At 41.1% G+C, this 18678-nt stretch carries 27 protein-coding genes; 1 reads left to right on the forward strand and 26 read right to left on the reverse strand.

The features are described 5' to 3' along the window. Positions 1–84: 84 nt before the first annotated feature. From A4H00_RS00345 to A4H00_RS00360, 4 genes are read right to left on the reverse strand one after another with little or no spacing between them, the layout of a single operon-like run. Positions 85–354 carry a chorismate mutase gene (locus tag A4H00_RS00345; protein ID WP_067085919.1) on the reverse strand — a complete coding sequence of 90 codons (270 nt, stop codon included), beginning with the start codon at positions 352–354 and terminating at the stop codon, positions 85–87. A 12-nt stretch (positions 355–366) separates the two neighbouring features. Further along, on the reverse strand, positions 367–1830 hold the full coding sequence (locus A4H00_RS00350) for an SLC13 family permease (protein WP_067085922.1): 1464 nt from the start codon (positions 1828–1830) through the stop codon (positions 367–369). Positions 1831–1841: 11 nt separating this feature from the next. Continuing rightward, on the reverse strand, positions 1842–3017 hold the full coding sequence (locus A4H00_RS00355) for a MalY/PatB family protein (protein WP_067085924.1): 1176 nt from the start codon (positions 3015–3017) through the stop codon (positions 1842–1844). Further along, a complete protein-coding gene (locus tag A4H00_RS00360; RefSeq protein WP_067085926.1) occupies positions 3017–4111 on the reverse strand; it encodes a cystathionine gamma-synthase in 1095 nt (364 codons plus the stop codon). The genes A4H00_RS00355 and A4H00_RS00360 overlap by 1 nt, the downstream gene beginning before the upstream one ends. A gap of 165 nt (positions 4112–4276) precedes the next feature. Between A4H00_RS00360 and A4H00_RS00365 the strand changes: the two genes are divergently transcribed. Then, positions 4277–5728, forward strand: a complete 1452-nt coding sequence (locus A4H00_RS00365) for a UDP-N-acetylmuramoyl-L-alanyl-D-glutamate--L-lysine ligase (protein WP_067085929.1) — start codon at positions 4277–4279, stop codon at positions 5726–5728. A gap of 562 nt (positions 5729–6290) precedes the next feature. Here A4H00_RS00365 and A4H00_RS00370 read toward each other — a convergent pair. The 22 genes from A4H00_RS00370 to A4H00_RS00480 form a co-directional block, all read right to left on the reverse strand. Further along, entirely contained in the window at positions 6291–7010 is a 720-nt protein-coding gene (locus A4H00_RS00370; protein WP_067085933.1) for a 16S rRNA pseudouridine(516) synthase, read from the reverse strand. 126 nt (positions 7011–7136) lie between these two features. Next, entirely contained in the window at positions 7137–7841 is a 705-nt protein-coding gene (locus A4H00_RS00375; RefSeq protein WP_067085936.1) for a glucosamine-6-phosphate deaminase, read from the reverse strand. Positions 7842–8471: 630 nt separating this feature from the next. Continuing rightward, positions 8472–8819: a type II toxin-antitoxin system RelE/ParE family toxin gene (locus A4H00_RS00385; RefSeq protein WP_067085942.1), complete on the reverse strand. Its 348-nt coding sequence runs from the start codon at positions 8817–8819 to the stop codon at positions 8472–8474. Further along, a complete protein-coding gene (gene relB, locus A4H00_RS00390) occupies positions 8809–9096 on the reverse strand; it encodes a type II toxin-antitoxin system RelB/ParD family antitoxin (RefSeq protein WP_067085945.1) in 288 nt (95 codons plus the stop codon). Before relB ends, A4H00_RS00385 begins: the two co-directional genes overlap by 11 nt. Positions 9097–9195: 99 nt before the next feature. Next, on the reverse strand, positions 9196–9645 hold the full coding sequence (locus tag A4H00_RS00395) for a type II toxin-antitoxin system HicB family antitoxin (protein WP_067085947.1): 450 nt from the start codon (positions 9643–9645) through the stop codon (positions 9196–9198). Positions 9646–9682: 37 nt separating this feature from the next. Further along, positions 9683–9862, reverse strand: coding sequence for a type II toxin-antitoxin system HicA family toxin (locus A4H00_RS00400; protein ID WP_067085951.1), 180 nt, complete (start codon positions 9860–9862; stop codon positions 9683–9685). A 185-nt stretch (positions 9863–10047) separates the two neighbouring features. Continuing rightward, positions 10048–10461 carry an ArpU family phage packaging/lysis transcriptional regulator gene (locus tag A4H00_RS00405; protein ID WP_067085954.1) on the reverse strand — a complete coding sequence of 138 codons (414 nt, stop codon included), beginning with the start codon at positions 10459–10461 and terminating at the stop codon, positions 10048–10050. After that, positions 10442–10864 (reverse strand): hypothetical protein, encoded by a 423-nt coding sequence (locus A4H00_RS00410; RefSeq protein ID WP_067085956.1) that lies wholly within the window; start codon positions 10862–10864, stop codon positions 10442–10444. Before A4H00_RS00410 ends, A4H00_RS00405 begins: the two co-directional genes overlap by 20 nt. A gap of 45 nt (positions 10865–10909) precedes the next feature. Next, complete coding sequence (locus tag A4H00_RS00415; RefSeq protein WP_067085959.1) at positions 10910–11188, reverse strand: hypothetical protein; 279 nt, start codon at positions 11186–11188, stop codon at positions 10910–10912. Beyond that, on the reverse strand, positions 11178–11516 hold the full coding sequence (locus A4H00_RS00420; protein WP_067085961.1) for a replication protein: 339 nt from the start codon (positions 11514–11516) through the stop codon (positions 11178–11180). The genes A4H00_RS00415 and A4H00_RS00420 overlap by 11 nt, the downstream gene beginning before the upstream one ends. A gap of 32 nt (positions 11517–11548) precedes the next feature. Further along, positions 11549–12127, reverse strand: a complete 579-nt coding sequence (locus A4H00_RS00425; RefSeq protein WP_157770960.1) for a hypothetical protein — start codon at positions 12125–12127, stop codon at positions 11549–11551. 249 nt (positions 12128–12376) lie between these two features. Continuing rightward, positions 12377–13633 carry an ISL3 family transposase gene (locus A4H00_RS00430; RefSeq protein ID WP_067085967.1) on the reverse strand — a complete coding sequence of 419 codons (1257 nt, stop codon included), beginning with the start codon at positions 13631–13633 and terminating at the stop codon, positions 12377–12379. A gap of 182 nt (positions 13634–13815) precedes the next feature. Continuing rightward, entirely contained in the window at positions 13816–14067 is a 252-nt protein-coding gene (locus A4H00_RS00435; protein ID WP_067085970.1) for a hypothetical protein, read from the reverse strand. Continuing rightward, complete coding sequence (locus tag A4H00_RS00440) at positions 14064–14315, reverse strand: hypothetical protein (protein ID WP_067085973.1); 252 nt, start codon at positions 14313–14315, stop codon at positions 14064–14066. The genes A4H00_RS00435 and A4H00_RS00440 overlap by 4 nt, the downstream gene beginning before the upstream one ends. 307 nt (positions 14316–14622) lie before the next feature. After that, positions 14623–16047: a virulence-associated E family protein gene (locus A4H00_RS00445; RefSeq protein ID WP_237334203.1), complete on the reverse strand. Its 1425-nt coding sequence runs from the start codon at positions 16045–16047 to the stop codon at positions 14623–14625. Continuing rightward, positions 16040–16555, reverse strand: coding sequence for a hypothetical protein (locus A4H00_RS00450; RefSeq protein WP_067085974.1), 516 nt, complete (start codon positions 16553–16555; stop codon positions 16040–16042). Before A4H00_RS00450 ends, A4H00_RS00445 begins: the two co-directional genes overlap by 8 nt. After that, entirely contained in the window at positions 16548–16829 is a 282-nt protein-coding gene (locus A4H00_RS00455; protein ID WP_067085977.1) for a MerR family transcriptional regulator, read from the reverse strand. The genes A4H00_RS00450 and A4H00_RS00455 overlap by 8 nt, the downstream gene beginning before the upstream one ends. 9 nt (positions 16830–16838) lie before the next feature. Further along, positions 16839–17057 (reverse strand): hypothetical protein, encoded by a 219-nt coding sequence (locus A4H00_RS00460; RefSeq protein ID WP_067085980.1) that lies wholly within the window; start codon positions 17055–17057, stop codon positions 16839–16841. Positions 17058–17231: 174 nt separating this feature from the next. Continuing rightward, positions 17232–17471 (reverse strand): hypothetical protein, encoded by a 240-nt coding sequence (locus tag A4H00_RS00470; protein ID WP_067085985.1) that lies wholly within the window; start codon positions 17469–17471, stop codon positions 17232–17234. A 255-nt stretch (positions 17472–17726) separates the two neighbouring features. Next, a complete protein-coding gene (locus tag A4H00_RS11740) occupies positions 17727–17891 on the reverse strand; it encodes a hypothetical protein (protein WP_157770961.1) in 165 nt (54 codons plus the stop codon). After that, the gene (locus A4H00_RS00475) at positions 17884–18348 is read right to left on the reverse strand and encodes a hypothetical protein (protein WP_067085987.1); all 465 of its coding nucleotides are present in this window, start codon (positions 18346–18348) and stop codon (positions 17884–17886) included. Before A4H00_RS00475 ends, A4H00_RS11740 begins: the two co-directional genes overlap by 8 nt. A gap of 59 nt (positions 18349–18407) precedes the next feature. Beyond that, complete coding sequence (locus A4H00_RS00480) at positions 18408–18608, reverse strand: helix-turn-helix transcriptional regulator (protein ID WP_067085989.1); 201 nt, start codon at positions 18606–18608, stop codon at positions 18408–18410. Between the last annotated feature and the right edge of the window lie 70 nt (positions 18609–18678).

The following is an 18678-nucleotide window of genomic DNA, read 5'->3' on the forward strand; positions in this document are numbered from 1 at the left end:
ACACTTATTATTGTTTGACTACGCTAGTTCTTGGCCAACATTTCTACAGAAAGCAAAAAGGACTTTTTAAAAGCCCTTTCTTCTTTATTCATCATCCAATTGTTTTTGTTGATAGGCACGAGATAACCGCATCATCTCCGTATATAATTCTGTCAACGGCTGACGCAATGTCTCGTCATTGAGATAGCTACAAACTTTTTCAATGACTTGTGCTTCACGTCCACTATCCAAAACAGGAAGACCGTGTCCTTTCTTAATGGCTACAACTTCTAAAGCTGTCTGCATTCGCTCTTCAAACAAACGCACCAATTCTTTGTCAATCTGATCAATTTTTTCTCTTTGTTTTGATAACATGTTAACATTCTCCTATTTCTGTAAAATGACTACCCCAAGTGGATAGAAAATAGCGATGGCTGACAAGATAGACCAGATGAGCATCCAACAGCCAAATAGAAACGTATCGCGACTATTCGTCCAACCTGACCCAATCGAAATCGCTACATAGGGCATGGCTGGAGCTGTCACAAAGGCAAGTGAAGCCATAAAACCAATCGCACAGCAGATAACTGCAATATTGGCTGAAAATTGAGTTCCTGCCGATTGGAAAATCGTCAGAGCCATGGTTGTCACGACAGAAACTGTCACCAGATTAGAGGTAAAGTTGGTCTGAATACCTGCCCAAACGACAAAGAACACCACCATTGAAACTGAACTAAGCCCTACCACAAATGGTGATAATTGCTCATTCAAAAGAGCAACCACGCCTATTTTTTCGTTTGATAAAACCGTCCCCAAAGCCAAAGTTGCTCCGACTAAGAGCATACTTGGCCAGTGCACACCTTTTGAAATGGCTTCTGAAATATTCAATAGCGGCTTACCTTCTACATGCAATAAGGCCAGCACAGCTGTCATCAGTAGCGGTGGGAACATAATGCCAGCTTGTTTAAAGAAACTAGCAAATGCAGGAAAAGCACCTACTAAAATTTCAGGAACTAGCCACATAACGACCATGCCTAAAAAGAGTCCAACAATCCAGCTTTCTTGTTTATCAATTGGAGCCAAATCTCTCAAGCTATTCAGCTCCTTCAATTGAATCTCCTTGGTATCGATTTTGAACAAGAAGCGAATAGATAAGAGCAAGATGAGAAAGATAGCTAGACCTGCTGGCACAGCAAATTGCATATATTGTAAATTGCTAATGACTACCTTAGACATGGCAGCATACAGCCCCATAGCTGTTATAGCAAAGACATGGTTAATTGGCGTCATCGCTGTCCCAATCGCAATAGTAACAAACATGGCAATCAAGAGATGGGAAGCTGACTTGTCTCCTTTTTTCCAGCCAAATTGCAGGCAAATTTCCTCAAAAAGAGGTAGCAGGAACATAAAGATAACTGTCGGTGAAATCACGCTACTCAAGATAAGAACAACTCCTAAAAAAGCAGTGATGAAGCGTGATGGACGGCTCATTGCGAATCGACTGTGCACTACTTTTGACGTGACTCGTTTTAAAAACGAAGTCTGATTCAGGGCATAGGTCATCACAAAGGTAAACAGTAAAAATACAAATGTTGTATTCCCAAAAGACCACTGTGAAACCTGTCCATAAGTGATTTCTGGAATCAGTCCGAGACTAACTAATGTTAGTAAACTCGGCCAATCTGTTGCCACAAACAACCATAAAATCAAACTTCCAACTAAGGTTGCAAGAGCCGCAAAAGTCGGGCTTGGTAAACCAAATAACTGCCAATTCAAAGCTGTATTGAGAAAGGAGACTATGAGGACTCCCAATCCCAACATCGTACTCCATTCTTTCTTTTTCCACTGCATATCCCTATCTCCTATTTCGCTGTCTTATGCCCAAAGGCTGTAGCAATTCGCTCGCAGGCTTCTTGAACCGTTTCAAATGGTGCCGCTGCGTTAAAGCGAGCATGGTATAGGCCTTCTTTACCAAAGGTGATGCCGTCATTTAAGACCACACGCGCTTCCTTTCTCAACTTGTCCTGAATTTCTTCATGACTGAGAGTATAGGCTGAGAAATCGAGCCATAAGAGATAAGTACCTTCTGGCTTCATCACCTCAATCTTAGTATGACTTGATAAATAATCAGCGACAAAGCGAATATTTCGCTCCAAGACAGACCTCAATTCTATCAACCAGGGCTTGCCATAGCGAAAAGCTGCTTCTGTTGTTAAAAGACCTATCGCTGGGATTTCATGTTGATTATTGCGCAACTGCTGCTTGGTAAATTGCTTTCGCAAGCCCGCATTTGGAATCAAGGCAAAGCTGTTTTTTGTTCCAGCAATATTAAACGTTTTGGTCGCCGATGATAAAATGATGCTAAAGTCTTTAAAGGTTTCATCAACAGTATGGAAAGGGGTATGACGGTGTCCAAACAGAACTAAATCTTGATGAATTTCATCTGAAATCAGCAAAACGCCATGTTTTTGACACAAGTAACCAATTTGTGCCAATTCCTCCTTGGTCCACACACGCCCACCAGGATTGTGCGGACTACAAAAAATATACAATTTTACCTGATGCTCGATAAAGTCTTTTTCTAATTGGTCAATATCCAATTCAAACCGGCCATTTTTCTTAATTAGAGGATGAGTTACCAGCTGACGTTGATTGAGCTTGACTGTACGAGCAAAAGGAGGATAGACAGGCGTATTGATGAGAACAGCATCGCCTTCCTTTGTAAACGCCTGAAGTGCAACTGAAATCGCGGGAACTACGCCATCAATTAAAACAATATCATCTCGCTCGACCTCATAACCATGCTCCATCTTCTCCCAGTCCATAATGCTCTGATAGAGGGTATCGCTAGCATAAGTATAACCAAAGATATAGTTGGTGGCGTATTGCGTAACTGCTTCTTGAATCTCTGGAAAAGGAAGAAAATCCATATCGGCTACCCACATCTGAAGAAGATCTGGATCTTGCTCGCTGCTTTTCCATTTTACCGAATGCTGGGCTAAGCGGTTCGGCCGTGTTGTAAAATCAAATCTTCCCATTAGTCGTCCTCCAATGCCTGTTTCAAATCATCAATTAAATCTTCTGCATCTTCAATACCAATGGACAAACGGAGCAGATCATCTGTCAAGCCGTAGGAATGACGAACTTCTGCAGGAATGTCTGCATGAGTTTGGGTTGCTGGATAGGTAATTAAACTTTCTACACCACCTAGACTTTCTGCAAAAGTAAAGACTTTTAGTTGATTTAAAATAATAGGAATTTTCTGCTCATCTAAGACCTTAACAGACACCATGCCACCTTTTCCTGTATAGTAAACCTCGCGAACGGCTGGTGATTGCCGTAAATAATCTACTATTTTCTGAGCATTTTTGGTAGAGCGCTCCATTCGCAAGGAAAGTGTTTTAAGACCTCTCATGAGCAAATAAGCATCAAAAGGAGACAGAGTTGGACCCGTTGTATTTTGGTCATAAAAGAGCTTGTCATATAAGGATTGGTCATTGGTTACTAGCACACCCGCTAGGACATCATTGTGACCAGACAGATACTTGGTAGCTGAATGAAGCACCACATCCGCTCCTAGGGGGATTGGATTTTGATAAATAGGACTATAAAAGGTATTGTCTACGATGAATTTTGCCCCGTGGGCATGCGCTACTTCCGCTACTCTGGTAATGTCAAATTCTACCATTAAGGGATTGGTCGGTGTTTCAATAAACACATAGTCCGTTTCATCTGTAATCTGATTTAGTAATTCCTCCTCGTTCGTTGCATAGGTAAAGCTAAAGCGCCCGTTTGCTTCCTGCTCATTGAACCAACGGAAACTACCCCCGTACAAATCTCTAGCAGCTACAATCCGACTCCCAACTGGAAAACCACTAAACAGCAAGACTAAGGCAGCCATACCAGAACTTGTCACCAAGGCATAATCCGCCTGTTCAATAGCCGCCAGTGTCTTCTCCAAATTGGCCCGTGTTGGATTTTTCGTCCGTGTATAGTCAAAGCCAGTCGATTGACCAAATTCAGGATGTTGATAAGTCGTTGATAAATGAATCGGTGATACCAAGGCACCTGTCTTTTCATCTGCATTGATTCCAACATGCGCCAATAGCGTGTCTACTTTATAATCTGCCATGTCTTCCCTCCCTTTATGAATATACTAGTTATTTTAGCATTTATTCGGAAAATTTTCACCAAAAGCTGAAAAAATGCTATAGTCTTTTCCACCCTATAGCTATAGTTTCTTCTTATATCCTCTCTTTTGCTTGTCAATCTTTCCTAATCAGTTTACAATAGAACTATGATAAAACTAGAAACCGTATTACGTATTTTAAAAAACGATCAGAATTTCCGCCAAATCCTACACCAAGGGCATTATTTCTATAACTGGCCTGATGAGGAAGTCTTTCATCAAATCAGTTATGATAGCCGCAAAGTGGATGAAAAGACTCTCTTTTTTGTCAAGGGAGCTCAATTTAAGCGAGAATTTTTGGAAACTGCCATCACACAGGGCCTCCGCTTTTACATTGCTGAAACGGACTATGAAGTCGGCATTCCAGCCATTGTAGTAACGGACATCAAACAAGCTATGAGTTTGATTGCCATGGAATTTTACGGTAATCCGCAGGACAAGTTAAAACTCCTCGCCTTTACTGGTACAAAAGGGAAGACGACTGCTGCCTACTTTGCCTATTCCATCCTCACCCAAAGCCATAAGCCTGCTATGTTGTCCACGATGAATACGACTTTAGATGGACAAACCTTTTTTAAGTCGACTCTGACTACGCCTGAGAGCATTGATTTATTTGCCATGATGGCAGAAGCTGTTGCAAATGGCCGTACTCATTTAATTATGGAAGTTTCTAGCCAAGCCTATTTGGTCAAGCGGGTCTACGGTCTAACATTTGATGTCGGTGTCTTTCTCAACATCAGCCCGGATCATATTGGTCCTATTGAACATCCTAGTTTTGAAGATTACTTTTACCATAAGCGGCTGTTAATGAAGCATAGCAGGGCTGTCATTTTAAATAGCGGTATGGATCATTTTCAAGTAGTGAAAGACCAAGTTCTGGATATGCCACATGACATCTATGGTCCACATTCTGATAATCGCATCTTGAACTCTCATGCCTTTTCATTTGAAGCGAGCGGTATTCTCGCTGGGCACTACGACATTCAGCTGATTGGTCAGTTTAACCAAGAAAATGCCATCGCAGCTGGTCTTGCCTGCCTGCGTTTAGGAGCAAGCCTAGCGGATGTTCACACAGGAATTGCTGCAACCAGCGTTCCAGGACGAATGGAAGTGCTCACACAAACAAACGGAGCCAAGGTTTTTGTCGACTATGCCCACAATGGCGATAGTGTTCGTAAACTGCTTGATGTTGTCCTGAGCTATCAAACAGGACAAGTGATTCTTGTCCTCGGTGCGCCTGGAAATAAAGGAGAAAGCCGTCGCAAAGACTTTGGTCTTCTCCTTAATCACTATCCTAATCTGCAGGTCATTCTCACAGCAGACGATCCTAATCGCGAAGATCCTACAGCTATTGCACAGGAAATTCAATCCTATATGGAGCGACCAAGCCAAATTATTATTGAGCGTGAAAAAGCTATTCACACTGCCATGTCCATGACTAGAAGCGTAGCAGATGCTGTTATCATCGCAGGAAAAGGTGCGGATTGCTACCAGATTATCAATGAGGCCAAAGCCCCCTACGATGGTGACTTAACCATTGCCAAACGGTATTTATCCTAAATGCTACTTCTTATCAAGAATACAATACAAAGTAAGCCCCCACTAGGATTTCTCACCTAATGGGGGCTTTGTATAGTAAATTGAATAAAAATTAGGACATCGTTATACTCTATAAAAATCAAAATCTGACTAGGCAACGAAATCGTAGCTAGAACTGAAGTTCAGCAAGGTGAGTTAACGACGTCAGACTTTGATTTTTGACGAGTATAAGTCGCTTTGCTTCAATAGTCCAGTAGACTGTTGACGGTTGGAAATAGGGATTATGGAGTAATCCTCAATTAACGCTAGTCCTATTTGCAACTCCTTGCCTTGCCCTATTCCTTCATAAGATATGAGGGCGTATAAAGCACAAAGTGTACCCCTAGGGCATCCGTATCTGTAAGACGAGCAAGTTCGTAACAGCTACGGCAAAATAGGAAGTCTGACGAAGAGCCAGCAGACTCTAGGAAGACTTATCCCTAAAGGGAGCCTCAGCTGTAACCAACTGAAGTTGGAACACCTGCGTCTCTTTTTCACACAGTGCTTAGCCCGAGTTCAGTTCTCAATCCACTACACTATTTTACTAATCCAGAAATTCTTTCAAGGCTTCTTTTTCCTTGCTGGTTAATTCCCGATAAGAACCCGCTTCAAGGTCATCTTCTAAGACAAACGGCCCAAAAGCTATTCGTTTGAGGTAGGTTACCTTGACTCCATAGGCTAAAAACATCTTTTTAACCTGATGAAATTTTCCTTCTGAAATCTGAATTCTTGCACGGCTAAAGGAAACGTCTGCTGACAAAATCTCTAGAATCGCAGGTTGACAAACCGTTCCATCTAAAAATTCTACCCCATTGTTGAAAAAGGCTACCGCATCAGGAGCTAAAAAGCCATTCACCTCCACCTCATAGACCTTGTCCACATGATACTTGGGGTGGAGCATCCGAAAGCCCAAGGGACCATTATTGGTAATGAGCAACAGCCCTTCTGTATCCCTGTCCAGACGCCCAATTGGATAGAGTCCCGCTCGTCTGTCTTTTTCTGCAATGAGGTCAATCACCGTCTTGTGTGTGGCATCTGATACGGCAGAGACGACTCCAGCGGGTTTATGGAGCAAGTAATAAACAGCTGACTCAAGTTCCACCTTTTTCCCACCCACCTCTATGACCTGCAAACCAGCGTCCACAATTTGATTACCGGCCGTCGCAAACATGCCATCCACCGTCACTTGCCTACTTTTGAGCAAAGTTTTAATCTGCTTACGCGAACCCAAGCCCGCCTTTTCTAAACACTTATCTAACCGCATAATCTTATTGTACCATATCATACTCGTCAAAAATCAAAAACAGAGTAAAAAAGGAGTGGGACAAACCAGGATGAGCATGTTGCACTCATCCTGGTTTATCCCAGCCCCCTTATTTCTATTTTCCATTTATTTTAGCTGTGAAGCTGCTTCCTCATCAACAATCACATAGACGTTTGCATGGTTTTGTAAGACGCTTGCAGGAACTGCTTCTGTCACCGGTCCTTCCACCATCTGATGAACTGCTTCTGCCTTGCTTTCTCCATAAGCCATCAGCACAACTGTCTTAGCAGACATGATAGAGGCAATTCCCATCGAAATAGCTTGTGTTGGTACATCTTCTGCTTTTTCAAAGAAACGGCTGTTGGCCTCAATCGTTGACGGTGTCAAATCCACTACACGTGTCAAGCCATCAAATGATGAACCAGGCTCATTGAAGCCAATATGACCATTACGACCGATTCCCAAAATTTGGAAATCAACTGGATTTTCTGCGAGTAAAGCATTATAGCGCGCCACTTCCGTATCCAAATCTTCTGCTAAGCCATTTGGTAAGTAAGATACCTTAAATGGTTTTTTATCAAATAAATGTTCCTTCATAAAGTAAACATACGACTGATCGCTTTCAACTCCAAGACCCACATATTCGTCTAAATTGACGGACACGAGATTTGAAAAGTCAAGGTCACTTGCGACTACTTGCTTATAAAATTCAATCGGAGTTGATCCTGTTGCAAGCCCTAAAACCTTAGCTCCTGCTTTCAACTCTTCTTGGAGTAACTCAAAGGCTACAACACCACCTTCAACCTGATCTTTGACACGAATAACTTTCATGTGGATCTCCTTTTCTCTATCATTTTTTGGTATATACCATTTTCTTTTATTATATTGTATAGACCAATTTTTGTCAAGACCTAGCCTTCAATTTGTGTTATAATAAAACCATGTTTACCTTGATTATCTTTATTCTATTTATCATTGGAATTCTTTTGGATATCCTTGCCTATTTAATTAAGGAGAGAACCATCCTGTGGATTCCGTTATTTGTGATTGGAAGCCTGCTGATTGTCCTTCCGATATTCGTATTGATTTATTTCTTAACCCTACCCTCAATGAACTAAGGAAATATATGAACACTGCTGATTTTAACTAGGCATATTCTTAAATGTCCTTACACGCCCTAAACCCTTGACATTGCTGACTTTTTGAAAAATCGTATATTTTTAAATATCCTTAGATTTTCCTAGAAAGTCCACAAAAAGGTGAACAAATTTTCAATAAAAAAAGCTTATCAAATCAACGCTGATAAGCCCAAAATCAGAAAAAAGGTGAACAATTTTATGAGTTCAGCAGGCAAGACTAGCGTAGTGATCAGCTACGCTTTTTTAATTGCTGATAAGTCCATTATACCAAATTCCACTAGATTTTACTGGATACAAGAAAAAACGCCCTTTTTAAAGGCGCTTATTTTTTCTTGAACAGTCTAATGTAATCTTGTTTGCTATGGATAATATCAGATACGAAGACGGTTTTCTTATCTTCCAAAATGTGATAAAAGGCTAGGTAGTCCCCTAAAACAATGCAACGGGTATTGTAGGGCGGGTAAATAGCTTCCCCTACTCTCTCATCTGCGTTAAAACCTGCTTCTGGAAAAAGTTCAAGCCGTTCTAGCCCGTAAAGAATATTGTTTACAGTGTTAGCTCCTGCCTGATCTGAAAAGTATGTAGTTTCAATATAGCTTTTTATCGCCCGTAACTGTTCCTGCACTTTTTCAGAAATAAGAAGGCTATAAGATTTGTTATCAGATACCAAGGTTAGCCCTCACTTCGTTAGTACTGTACACTCTTCCAGCTTCTAAATCTGCAAAACTTTTGGCAATTTCAGCCCGTAAGCCTGCAAGTAGTTCCGCCCGTTCTTTATCGGTATCAGTTTCAAAAGGTAAGGCTTTATTTTGTACAATATTTTCTAAAAATAAATTAAAAGTAGCTGTCATATCAAGATTTTGGGCTGTGATAATAGCTTTGGCTTTCTCTAGTAAATCACTATTCGTCTTAAAATTGACTTGTGTATTTTTCTCTAAAACATGCATAGTAGCGCCTCCTTAACGATATTATAACACTTTAAACTATACTTGTATAGTTATATATAGTCATTTATATTCTACTGTATCAGAAAAGCCCAGCGGGTGCTAGGCTTGTATTTTTTTATCTGCAATGGCTTCGGTGAGTGTTTGAGAGAAGTTCAAACCTAACTCACGCCCCAATTTGTCTGCCCAACGCGGGATTGTTAAAGTCTTTTTTATCGGCTCTTGGCTTCCTAGATACTCCGCAACATCAACCATAACAAGGGAGACGAAAGATTTTCCAGGGTCATAAGATAAAAAATCGGGCTCATCTTTAAACGGGTTATTTTCCATTAGTGATAGGTTGTTAATTTCTGATGGTTTGGGAAGCTCTCTATTGCTTTCAATGTAGTAAGCGACCATAATACCAAGATATTCCGACGCCATAGCCATAGCGTCCGAAAGGCTTGTGCCTTGAGTACCTGAACCATCAATGTCTGGAAAATGTACAAAGTAAGGCACGTTAGTCCCATTTGTATCATCATAATAAAATAAGGCTGGATAAGTAACTAACATCTGTTTACCTCCGTTACTCTCAAAAAGCAGGGGCGGACTAAATGCCCGCTTGCTTTCTTATCCCGCGTTCGGTGTACTTGTTCAGCTCACCATGCGGGACTGTGATAGGTCTTTCTCCTTGCTTTTCCATTTTGATGTGGGAGCCTTTACCGCCCTTGGTCTTCGTCCAACCATTAGCGATTAGGAGTTTTACCATCTCTTTTTGTGTCATCGGCATAGCGCTCTACCTCCTGACAAAATTATTATATCATACGTGTTACACGTATTCAAGTAAAAAAACAAGATTTTTATCTAAAAAGTTAATCAGTAAAAAGCCCCCTAAAATCGCTTCTACGGGCTTTTAGTTTATATACGGTTAATTTATCGGACAAGCTAAAACAATGATTAAAACCTAGCAAAATTTCAATCTGGCAACGTCTCAAGTACTCCGCTTCTGTATTGCTTGGCAAAGGCAAGTAAAGCAAGGTTCTTTAAATTGTGATACTGCCTTTCTTTGATAGGCTCAAAAGGCTTGTACTTGCTTTTTATACTCTGGCGTACCTGTTCAACTGGCTTGCCTTCCAGATAGTTCAAAATAAGCACTTGGCGTTGTCTGATGTCGCTAATAGCGTTGATAGCTGACTTAATGGCGTTCAGCTCTTGCCGTGCCGTCTCTTGGTTCATCTCCAACCGCTCCACGGGTTGAAAGTCGTTTCCGTCTGCCTGTAAGATATAATCATCAGAATAGACCACGCTTCCGTCCCTTGCGATTCTCTGCCACCGTCCAAACTCTTTTAGTTTTCGGTTGGCGTATATTCTAATTTGTTTTTGTTCCATGCCTTCTCACGTCATCAAAGCTAGAACAGTCTATATAATTCTTTTTCGCTCTAGCAACGGCCTTTCTATGTTTTGCTAGTAAGTCCTTTTCTATCACTGCATACTTATCCAAAATAGCAAGCCAATTTTCAATATCAATCGCCCTTAATTTCCCACCTTCTAAAATGATATGATGATACAACTGCTGTTCAGGTTCTGACAACTCATCAAGCAACCGCTTGACTAATTTGTCTTCTAAGTTAGTAGCTTGTAACTGCTCAGCTAGTAAAACCCTTAAATGTCCTAAATGCCTAACCTGTTTCATCTTTTTTTTCCCCGTTTGTGATATAATATTAATATGGTTATTATTCACAAGGGTCAGCACTAGCTGGCTTTTTTCGTGTCCAAAAAATAACCCTGCCATAGCAAGGTTATTCTAACAAAGCTAACTTTTGGGCTTAACTGATTATCATATTCCACTATTTCCGCCCCATTCGTCTACAATCGTTATAACGTCTTTTGTTTCTCTGTGGTGATAAAAAATATCACTGACTTTGTCCAGCGACTGCGCAAACTCTAACGCTTTTTCTACAGTTGGGAAGTTGTCGCGCCTGCTTGTCGTTTTACTATCGTTCCATTCAACGTACCATGCGCCTTTACCGTTCGGAAAAACAAAACAAATAACTTCATCTTGTCCAACATGTTTCACTAGCTTTTCCAGTCGTTTCTTCAATGCTCTAGGTTTCATCTTCAAACCTCGCTTCTAGTTCCTCAATCACTTCAAGAACATTCTCGTTCTCATGTGCCTTGTAGCCAAATTCTAAAATAGTACGGGCTGACTGCTGGCGGGCATAAGGGCTAACAGATTCATCCAGCATAATTTCCCGCAAGACCTCAACCGCTTCAGTGCTTGCGGATTGTAAAAGCGCCGTAGCCTGTTGCATAACATTGTTTCTAGCTTCACGGTAAGCCCTGCGAAAAGTAAGGGACTTTAGATAACCATGCCCCGTAGTCCGTCCGATACCAGCTTTTTTTGCCGCTTCCTCAACGCTTTTAGATTCCAACAAGGCTAGCATGAACTTATGTTGTCTTGGCGTTAGTTTATCCGTCACTCAATCGGTGCCCCTAATTTACGACCCGCTTCAAACAAAGCTTGATAGATTTCGAAACCAAACGGCAAAGCATTTGTCAAAGACGAAGGAGAAGCTCCCAAAAAGTGCATCTGTCCCGCAAAAGCCTGTTTAAATTCTGGCGTTATCACTTCACTCATCGCTTGTTTTGTGATCGCTTCAGGCTTTTTCATGTATTGATTCATGAGTGTAACAGTTTCCTTAAAACTAGCAACAAGGCGTGCTTCTAGGTTTTGAACTTCTGCATCTGTTTCCCATTTTTCAGCCACAAAAAAGTCGAACAACTTTTCTAGTTCCCTCAAATTTTCGGGCAGTTTTGCCGAAAAAGCTTGTTCGGTAGTTGTATAATTGTGTTTCGAACGGCTAACAAAATTCTCTAGCTCGATGACTTTCTTGTCATTCTCAAAACTAAAAGCCTTTTGTAGTTCGTTTTTTGCTTGTTCTAGCTCCTGTTCAGCATTTGTCAGTTTCTCCTTATAGTCTGCTAGTGCCTTGCGCTCTCGTTGAATATTGACAATGATTTCAGTAATTTGCGGTAACACCTTCGAATTAACCATATTTTTTTCCTCCTTGAAAATAGAAAAAACACCTAGACAAAAACCATCCCGCATTGGGTTATTGTTTCGTCTAGGTGCTTCCTCTTTATGACTTAAATGTTTTTAGTTTTTGAGTAACTTCTGCGCCGTATGGTTCCCCTGATTTGAATTTTAGGACAAGTTCACCATATTCCGGACGCTTTACTTTATTTATTTTACCATGATCTAAGAAAAAAAGGCTCTTTGTCAACTGTAGTGGGTAGATGTCAGCTAACATCTAGAGAGGACCAAGTTGGTCTTCTCTTTTTTGATATTGATGGCAATCAAAATCCGCTTTTTGAAGTTTTCAAAGTTCCGAAATCCAAAGGCATTACGCTTGATGACTTTGATAAGATTATTGGTAGCTTCCAATTTAGCGTTGGAATAAGGCAATTCCAAGGCGTTTAAAACCTTGTCCTTATCCTTTAGAAACGTCTTAAATACCGTCTGGAAAATAGGGTTAACAGTGGCTATTTCTTGCTCAATTAGGTCAAAGAAATGATCTGAGTTTTTCTCTTGGAAATGGAATAAAAGAAGTTGATAGAGTTCATAATGTTGTCGTAACTCATCTGAGTAGGATAGGAGCTTGTCTAAGATTTCCTTATTGGTCAAATGCATGCGAAAAGTAGGGCGATAAAACCGCTTGTCACTGAGTTTACGGCTATCTTGTTGTACCAGTTTCCAGTAGCGTTTGAGCGTCTTGTATTCATGCGATTTGCGGTCAAAAGCATTCATGATTTGGGTACGGACACGGTTCATAGCACGGCTGAGATGTTGCACAACGTGGAAGCGATCCAGCACGATTTTAGCATGAGGAAAAAGTTGTTTGGCTAGTTGATAGTAAGGGCTAAACATGTCCATAGTGATGATTTTAACGCGGTTTCTGACCTTTCTAGGGTATCTCAGAAAGTGATTTCGGATGGTTGCTTGCGTTCTTCCATCAAGGATAGCGATGATGTTATTTGTGTCAAAATCTTGAGCGATAAAGCTCATTTTCCCTTTCTTGAAGGCATACTCATCCCAGGACATGACTTCTGGAAGCTTATCCCAATCCGTTTCAAATTTAAACTCATTGAGTTTTCGAATAACTGTAGATGTAGAAATGGAGAGTCTGTGTGCGATATGTGTCATTGCTTGCTTTTCGATGAGTAATTGTGCGATTTTCTGGTTGACAGCGACAGAGATTTGATGGTTCTTCTTAACAATAGGAGTTTCAGCGACCGCTATTTTCCCACAGTCTTTGCACTTGAAACGACGCTTTCGAAGGCGGATAAGTAGCGGGTAGCCAGCAGTTTCTAAGTAGGGGATTTTAGAGGCTTTCTGGAAGTCGTACTTAGCCATTTGTCCCTTGCAGGAAGGGCATTTAGGGGCTGTGTAATCCAAGTGACCGTGGAGTTCTAAGTGTGTTCCCATGTCGCATTCATTAGTGATAGTGATATTTTTGTCTTTCATTTTGAGAAAATTTGTGATAAGATTTAGTTGTTCCATATGAGTCTTTCTAAATGATAGTTTTGTCGCTTTTCATTATAGGTCATATGGAACTTTTTTTCTACACTGAAAAAGGCTCCATAATCTCTGTGGCGGGCGTACCCACTACAGATATTATAGAGCCGAAAAAAATCCAGCCTTCTTGCAATAATTCGTAAAATGATTCTACAGCCTTCACGCCCTCACCTCCTCCCATCTGTTCCATTTTGTTTAATTTTGTTCATCTTTGCTGTGTCGCATGCTTCGGCTATTCGCTCAAAAATGCTGTTCAAGTTTCGGCTGTGCTGATAGGTTACACAAAGTTCTCCCTTGCGATAGTCAATTCGATAATGTGGACGCTTAAACGTGCCAACCAAGTAGCCAATGATGGCGTGCTTACATGCTAGCATATCCGCCACGAATTGAAAGTGCCTATAATAGTGCCGTACGGTCATACTGCTCCTTTCTTGTATGTATTTGCGATCCGCTCTAGGTTCTCAGTCAAATCCCTGTCCGCTTCATATTCTGCCACCAGTCGCCAACCTGTCTCTAATTTGGTCAAGCTGGTTTCGATGTCTGGCTGTGCATACAAGCCAATAATATAGCCCTGTATCCCTAGCTTGATTCTATCAATCGTGTCAAAGCGTGTCGCCCCTGTTTGATAGTGGTAACGGTTCATCAAAACATGGCTAAATTGTTTCATTTCTCTCCTCCTAGGTTATTTTTCTCCTTTTTGTAGCTTTTGGAGCATTAAGCGTGCATTAGAAGCGGGGAATTGCTACAATGCCTCCGCCTTACTCTCCCAAGGGTTTAGGGCATTTTTGTAGCTATTGTAGCATGAAATTCAGTAAAAAACTTTTTATAGATATATCCCCACTTCTAGCCCCCTTCTCTTATATATTATTTATATTATTATATTGCTACAAATAGCTACAATAGGGTTAAACCCTTGATATACCTGACTTTTTCGCTGTAGCATATCTGTAGCATCTCTGTAGCAATTAGTAGCATTAACGCCTTATTTTAAAATAGTAGTGAGTTGGTTTCCCATTCTTCCATAGTCTTTTTTTGGCTTCTGACCGTTCCCAGTCCTTGTGATTATCTAGTACATCCCTCGCTTTTTGGCTATAGCGTCCCCCTCGTCCCTTGGTTGGATTTTCGTTAAAGACAACATAGGCAACTTCGTTAGGCGTTGTCAGCTCAAGCTGAGCAGACCCAAATGCAAGCGGGTATTCCTTGTATTGCTGGTTATCGTCTAAAGGCTCTTGCAGATGTTTTAGAAAATACTGACGGCGTTCATGTGGTGATAGCTCGTACCAGTCTATCGGCGGATAAAAATAGCCCAAATACTCTAAAATCGCTTCTTTTTCTGGATCTTCCACCTTGTAAGCTTCTTGAATTTGCTCTAGCTCCTTATCTAGTTCCGTTGAGACGGTCAGGGGTTGCCCTTTATCGTACCACGCTTTAGCCTCTGCCAACACTTGCAAGAAGTAGCCTTCTTCCTTCTCCATCGGGTGACAAGCGACATCATTAACTCCGCATTGGAGAGGATAAAAACGTCGCTCCTTGCCCTCGTCCTTTAGAAAGCCTTTGGCGTTTGATGTCCCGATGAAAACGCAATGGCGCTCCACCTTTTCAGGCTTTCTGCCATATAGCGCCCGAATATCATCACTAGAAGCGCTGATGAAGTTCTTAACAGCTTCAATAGCCGTCTTTTTAAAGCCCTTCAGCTCTCCGAATTCAATCACCGCATTTGTCTGTAAAATACGATAGTCTTCTGTATGGTCGCCAAATTTCCGGACGCTATCCGAATGAAAGTCAGGCAACAAGCGCTTGGTAGCTGTACTTTTCCCCAAACCTTGCCCGCCGGTCAAAATCGGCACAATTTCAAACTTAATTCCAGGCTGATAAATGCGGGCAACTAAACCCGTCAACCATAATCTTGTGACCTCACGGGCGTAGCTTGTATCGGGACAACCTAGCAAGTCTATAAAATACCGTTCCGCCCGTTCTACTCCGTCCCATCGTTGCGACTCTATACGGTCTTTTACGGGGTGATAAGTGTTTTCTTTTGCGACTTTCAAAATCGCTATTTCTACATTCTCCCTAGTTGGCGCAAAGCCGTATTTTTCATCGATGAAAGCAATGGCTAATTTTGTATCCTCGTCACTCCATAAGCCCTTGTTTGTCCCCCACGGGGTTAACTCAGTCTTTTCAATTGCCTTTGAAAAATCGTTGTATCTAACGCCCTTGAAAATACTTTTATGCTGTTCAAAAACCAAAATAACATTATAGGGGCTTCTGGCTGGTATCTTTGATTTTCCATACGTCCGAAAGGCGGGGATCACTTCTTGATAGGCTGTTTCTGTTTCGCCTTGTGTCGTTTCCTTTTCGTCTTGCTGGATAATAGTGTCTACGATTTCTTTTTTATCCAAACTCTACCCCCTTATAGATTTTTCTTGCGGTTGTTAGAAAATAGCTTGCCAATTCTATCCGCTTCACAATAGCGCTAAATAAGCTGGTCAACTGCTCAAAATCGTAACCATGTAGAAACATCAGGCGGATAAAATAGGCCGTGTCCTGCTCTGTATATAAGCCGTTTGCGATGGTGTCAAATATCCACCCGCCAAGCTCCAGCCCAAGGCCCTGCCGTGCTTGCTCCAGTCTATGGCGTTCCAAATCCTCCAACACCTCTACAAGGTCAGCACCTGCCATAGCAAGCGGTAGATCTCTGACCAGTTGCCAATGGTTTTCTGTGACCGCGTCCGCTAGGTGAACGATAATACCCTTATAACTAAAATCCATCAGCCCAACGCCTGACGGCAACAAGTATACAAATTTATAATAGTTCCCCTTTTTTAATGCTCTGGTCGGATTCTTCTTCAAAAAGCCAAAAAATGATAACTTGTCACGGTGTAAGGTTAATTCTAGTAAGTCATACATTATCTACCCCCAAAAAAATCAAAACATCAGCGATTTTATAGAATACCTTACGTGTATCATCTATCGGCGGTTCATAGCGTTTTAAGCCTGCGCGTTCCCAACGTTGCAAGGTTTTCCATTTTATCCCTAATTCGTCCTGCACCTCTTGGGCTGTCATCAATCCCAATATTTTAGGCTTTGGCTTGTTGTAGTGTTCCAGAAAGGCACTAACGGCCTTTAGGTTCTGTTCTAGTAGTCTTTGTTCATAGCCTGTACTAAAAATACCTTCGTCCATGTTACCCCCCTAGTTGTATCTTTTACCCGCTAATTGAATATACGCCCCATAGTTGGGATTTTGTAGCTTCCTAGTATCTTTAGCGTCTTCTTCCACCGGCTTCTTTTTAGGCTCTACATCAATCTCAAAATGCCCCAAATCACGCCATAAAAAGATGTTCACAATACCTAGGATAATCACAAGGGCTAATAGTTGTTCGATCGGCAAATCAAGCTCATATATTATCATTTTTACGTTTCCTTTCTTGTCTGATTCCTGCTAGCTTTCCCATCTGGAAAACATGCAAGACGGCGAACGCTACACTATTTGTTCGCTTGCGGCATTCGTGGTAGAAGTCTATAACTTCAAAGTCTTCGGTGTTTACTTCTTGTCTATCTGCTATATCATTCAACTCTTGAAAATTCATTCTTTTATCACCTCTTCAATAATTTTATAGTGTTCACTGGCCAACCGTTGCAAGTCGTTCATGGCTAGATTGATAATATTCGCATAACTCTCTTTTAAGGCGATAAAACCATAATAGCCTTCATCGCTCTTCTTGGCGTTTTCTAGCCAACGTCTGACAATATCCAAGGCACTGACCGCCGTCATCATGTCACTTGTTAAACTTTCATAGTTGTCTGCAATTTGTTCTGTTGTCATTTTGCTTTTTCCCTCTCTTTTCGACATTCTTGTCGTAAAGTCGCTAAACAAGGCCGTAGAATGGCAATGTCAGCGTCTGTTTTTTCCGTTTTTTTACTGTTTACTATCCGATTTTTTTACCGCCGTTTTTAAGGTTGGCGCTCCCTGTATTTTTGTGATATAATGGAAATACTAAAACCCCTTTAACAACGGCTTGCCTGCTGTGTTAAATTGTATTTTAGTTAGTTCCTGAAGGCTAGTAAGTTTGGTCGCTCGCTAGGCCTTTTTTTGTTGCCAATTTTTTACGGCTACTTCGTGATGTATTCTGTTTTCTAAGCGGTGAAAATCCTTGATAAACGTTTCTTTGTCTAGCTCTCCGTGCCAATATTTGCTAATAAGCATCACTGACCGCTGATATAGTCTTGGTAGATGTTCAACCATTGCTACTTACCTCCTGCCATGGTAGTGTAAAGCCTATTTGTTCCTCGTAAAGTTTGGCAAAATTAACAGCAGACTTTTGTAGACTGTTCAAAATCTTATAGCGCAATTGCCTAGCCTTTACTTTGTCGCTTGCCTTGAGTTGTCCAGACTGTAGATCATCTTCTAAGCCGTACAAGTCACGAACCAAAAACCATGACTGTAAGCGCCCTAGCTCGTTATCTTTAATAACAACATCGTTTTTTATCGTCCTAGGGGCTAAGATTTTGATATTTGTATATTTTTTTCCATAGTAGATTTGACCGGCTCGCCGTTTTTGGTTTAGCTTTTGCGTGATGTCTCGTCTGGATAAAAAATCAAACTCCTCCATAATGGCCGAAAGTGTCAGCTCGCCATGAATATCTTGGATCTCGTAAAGACGGTCAATCGTGAAAAATCTTTCTCTGTGTTTTTTCGTCATCTGTTTCCCTCCTGTTTGTTTGGTCGCTCGTGGTGGTTTATATTCGCCTTAAGTCTCTTTTAAAGCGACTTTCTAGGTAAAAAAATATCGTTTATAGGTTTATCAAACAATTGTCCAAGTAAAAACATTTCATCTTGAGTGAATTCTTTTTTACTTCGTTCTTTATCACCATACGAAGTTACAGAAATTCCTAAATATTTGGCTACTTGGTTTTGTGATAAACCTTTTTCTTTTCTTAATACCAAAAGTTTTCCCTGCATTCGGTGCCCTCCTTTATTTTCTAGTCGCTTATCAGGCGACAAAATATAATATCGCTTTTTAAGCGACTTG

The organism is Streptococcus marmotae (assembly GCF_001623565.1).
Lineage (GTDB): Bacteria > Bacillota > Bacilli > Lactobacillales > Streptococcaceae > Streptococcus > Streptococcus marmotae.